Origin of the sequence: Streptosporangium nondiastaticum, from assembly GCF_003011965.1 — a bacterium.
Taxonomy (GTDB): Bacteria; Actinomycetota; Actinomycetes; order Streptomycetales; family Streptomycetaceae; genus Streptomyces; species Streptomyces nondiastaticus.
Map to the genome: position 1 here is coordinate 1 of NZ_PXWG01000271.1, position 3,159 is coordinate 3,159.

The 3,159-nt window shown below is 74.2% G+C and carries 5 protein-coding genes; 4 read left to right on the forward strand and 1 reads right to left on the reverse strand.

Annotation, left to right across the window (positions count from 1 at the left end; all coding sequences use genetic code 11):
* The 3 genes from B7P34_RS37920 to B7P34_RS35550 all read left to right on the forward strand — a co-directional run.
* The coding region (locus B7P34_RS37920) for a hypothetical protein (protein ID WP_223268585.1) at positions 1–244 on the forward strand (244 nt) is incomplete at its 5' end.
* Between the two features lie 44 nt (positions 245–288).
* Positions 289–780, forward strand: a complete 492-nt coding sequence (locus B7P34_RS35545; RefSeq protein ID WP_106682243.1) for a roadblock/LC7 domain-containing protein — start codon at positions 289–291, stop codon at positions 778–780.
* Complete coding sequence (locus B7P34_RS35550) at positions 777–1,151, forward strand: hypothetical protein (RefSeq protein WP_106682244.1); 375 nt, start codon at positions 777–779, stop codon at positions 1,149–1,151. The genes B7P34_RS35545 and B7P34_RS35550 overlap by 4 nt, the downstream gene beginning before the upstream one ends.
* Before the next feature lie 40 nt (positions 1,152–1,191).
* Here B7P34_RS35550 and B7P34_RS35555 read toward each other — a convergent pair whose 3' ends face one another.
* Complete coding sequence (locus B7P34_RS35555) at positions 1,192–1,587, reverse strand: rodlin (protein ID WP_223268586.1); 396 nt, start codon at positions 1,585–1,587, stop codon at positions 1,192–1,194.
* Between the two features lie 198 nt (positions 1,588–1,785).
* On the opposite strand from B7P34_RS35555, the gene B7P34_RS35560 reads away from it, so the two are divergent.
* Positions 1,786–3,159 (forward strand): polyketide synthase (locus tag B7P34_RS35560; RefSeq protein WP_223268587.1); only part of this gene is annotated, 1,374 nt, incomplete at its 3' end.

Consider the following 3,159-nt stretch of genomic DNA (forward strand, 5'->3'; position numbering starts at 1 on the left):
GGGCCCGGCGGGCGGGCGCCGGGCGGTGCTGGCGGCCGCCGACGGCGTCCGCACCCCCGTGCAGATCGCGCGGGCCCTCGGGCGTTCCGCCTTCGCGACGCTGCTGGACGTGCGGCGGCTGGCCGCCGCCGGCCTCGTCCGCACGCCCTGTGCCGACGCTCCGGCCGCTCCGGGGCCGCCGCCTCCCGCGGCTCCCGAGCTCTCCCTGCTCTACCGGATCCGCGACGCCCTGGAGGCCCTGTGACGGTGAGGCGCGCTTTCAGACCGTTCGCCGGAAGGAGACAGCCGATGACCGCCGCACCCGAGGTGCTCGCCGAGCTCCAGGGGTTACGGGCCCGGGTTCCGCACCTGACCGGGGCGATGGTGGCCAGCACGGACGGGCTGGTGATCGCGCACCTGGTCACGGGCATGGAGCCGGACGGCGTGGCCGCGCTGACCGCGGCGGCGCTCGGGGTCGGCGCGCGGCTGACGGACGCCGTGGGCCACGGCGGCTTCCGCGAACTGCTCGTCAGCGGCGAGCAGGGCTACGTGGCGACGTACGCGGCCGGGCCCTCGTGCGTGCTCACGCTCCTCGCCACGGCCGACGCCAACGTCGGCCGGCTGAACCTGGAGGCCCGCCGGGCCGGGGCGCGGATCGCCCCGCTGACCGGCGGGCCCGCCGACCGCCGGGAACGGGCCCCCGTGGCACCCCCGCCTCCGCCCTCCCGGTCGCCCCTGCCCTCACGTCCCGGTCACCGACCCGGCGGCATCAACGACAACGACAACGGAGCCTCTTCATGACGAACACCGAAACCGCCCTCAAGGACGCGATGGGCTCGATCGAGGGCGCCCTCGGCGTGGCGCTCGTCGACTACGGCAGCGGCATGGCGCTGGGCACGCTCGGCGGTTCCCAGTCGCTCGACCTCAACGTGGCCGCGGCGGGCAACACGGACGTGGTCCGGGCGAAGCTGCGGACGATGGAGATGCTCAACATCCAGGACGCCATCGAGGACATCCTCATCACCCTGGGATCGCAGTACCACCTGATCCGGCTGCTGACCGGCCGCGGCGGCAGCGGCCTCTTCCTCTATCTGGTGCTGGACTCGCGGCGCGCCAACCTGGCGATGGCGCGCCACCAGCTGAAGCGGATCGAGGCGGAACTGGAGGTGTAGGGGCGGACCGGAAGCGGGGTGACGGCGCTCCGGCAACCGCCTAGCCGCGGTTGCCGGACCCGTTGTGATCCAGCAGGGAGATGCGCTCCGCGAGGTGCGACAGCAGGTTGTTGCCGTTGCCGGTCACCGAGCCGTTGGTGCACTGCTGCTGTTCCTGCGACGTGAGCACCGGCAGGTCCTGGACGCCGGCATTGATGACGAGCAGCAGGGACTGCACGCCGAGCTTGCCGATGCCGAGGCAGAGGTCGTTGAGCGTGCCCTGGATCGCGGTCGTCTGCGGGCTCATGCGGCCGCCGGTGAGGGTCGCGCCGGAGTCGGTCCGCGCGCCGTTGGCGTTGGCCACGTCCCTGCTGTCGCCGATGGCCGCGGCGGGGCCGGCGATCACGCCGACGGCGGAAGCCGTCAAGGCCGATACGGCCATCACCTTCTTGAGCACTTCAGCACCTTTCACTGGGCCCGCGGTCCGCGGGGAAACGCGCACTGGGTAACTCCCCACTGCCGCAAATGTTCCGGATTGTCACCCATTCGACCTCGGCCCGGCGGGCCGCTTGCACGCACCATGCGTCACCGACAAGATGCGGTGCGTCACCAACCGTGCGGGCTCACCCATGAGCCCGGTCCGCCAGGAAAGGTCGTGCGCGTGCATCCGGAGGGCTCAGAGGACTCGGCGGAGAACGACCGGGCCGTGGCCGTCGTCGGGGCGGCCTGCCGGCTGCCGGGCGGCATCGGCGACCTGGCGGCGCTGTGGGAGGCCCTGGAGCAGGGCCGGGACCTGATCACGCGGGTGCCGGAGGACCGTTTCGAGACGGCCCGCTTCGTGGACCCGTCGGCGCCGCGCCCCGGCAAGAGCCGTACGGCGGCGGGCGGGTTCCTGGACGACATCGCGGGCTTCGACGCCGGCTACTTCGGCATCTCGCCCAGGGAAGCGGCGCAGATGGACCCCCAGCAGCGGCTGTTGCTGGAGCTGACGGCCGAGGCCCTCGACGACGCCGCGATCGACCCGGCGGCGCTGGCCGGTTCGGACACCGCCGTCTTCGTGGGGATCTCCGACGCCTCCTACGGCGCGCAGCAGATGCTGCGGATCGAGGGCGTCGACGCCTACACCATGGCGGGCGGCGCGGTGTCGATCGCGGCGAACCGGATCTCGTACGCCTTCGACCTGCGCGGCCCGAGCATGGCCGTCGACACCGCGTGCTCGTCGGCGCTGGTGGCGCTGGACCGGGCCTGCCGCACGCTGCGCGAGGGCACCAGCCGCACGGCCGTCTCCGCGGGCGTCAACGTCCTGCTCAGCCCCTATCCGTTCGTCGGGTTCTCCCAGGCGTCGATGCTGTCGCCGCGCGGGAGGTGCGCGGCGTTCTCGGCCGAGGCCGACGGCTACGTGCGGGCGGAGGGCGGCGGGGTCGTGGTCCTGAAGCTGCTGCGGGACGCGCTGGCCGACGGGGACCGGATCCACGGGGTGATCCTGGCGACGGCCGTGGGCAGCGACGGCCGGACGGCGGGGCTGTCGCTGCCGAACCCGCGGGCGCAGGAAGCCCTGTTGACGTCGGTGTACGCGCAGGCGGGCGTGGACCCCGACGAGGTGGTCTACCTGGAGGCGCACGGGACCGGGACCTCCGCCGGGGACCCGGCCGAGTGCGAGGCCGTCGGCCGGGCACTCGGGACGCGGCGCCGGCGCGGGGCGCTGCCGGTGGGGTCGGTCAAGTCCAACCTGGGCCATCTGGAACCGGCTTCGGGGATGGCCGGGCTGCTCAAGGCGCTCCTGGTGCTGCGGCACCGCAGGATCCCGGCCACGCTGCACGCTCTGCCGCTCAGCCCGGAGATCGACTTCGCGGGCCTGGGGCTGGCCCCGGCCACGGAGGCGCGGCCGGTCGACGGCGACGCGGGGCGGCCCGTGGTGGGCGTCAACTCCTTCGGTTTCGGGGGCGCGAACGCCCACGCCGTGGTCGCGGCCGCCCCGCCGCCCCCGCCGCGCGCCCGGCGTGCGGCGCCCCGTTCGCGGACGCTGCCG